The 266-nt window shown below is 52.6% G+C and carries 1 pseudogene; it reads right to left on the bottom strand.

The features are described from left to right. A pseudogene (mrcA, locus tag ACNQ0T_RS24380) lies at window positions 1–266 on the bottom strand (peptidoglycan glycosyltransferase/peptidoglycan DD-transpeptidase MrcA); the annotation flags it as partial.

Raw genomic sequence — 266 nt, 5'->3', positions numbered from 1 at the left:
CTTCGCCACTAACGCCTGATTTGCCTGCTCCAGCTGCGGCATTGGTACAGAAACATTCTGCTGCTCGCGGGAGATAGCGACATCTTCAACATCGTTATTTTCCAGCACGTTCGATTTCTGCGTATCACCGTAAATCACCGGAATATCGCATTCCGGGCAGGCTACTTTCGGTTTCGCTTCGAAAATCACGCCGCCCTGATCGTTTTCAATTTTGCTGATAAACCACGGGTCCACCAGGAAGCCGCCGTTCGCCATGACCGCGTAGC

Source organism: Enterobacter cloacae complex sp.6700776, from assembly GCF_048284255.1.
Classification (GTDB): domain Bacteria; phylum Pseudomonadota; class Gammaproteobacteria; order Enterobacterales; family Enterobacteriaceae; genus Enterobacter; species Enterobacter intestinihominis.
The sequence above is the reverse complement of the archived record's forward strand: the minus strand, read 5'-3'. Positions and strand labels throughout refer to the sequence as shown.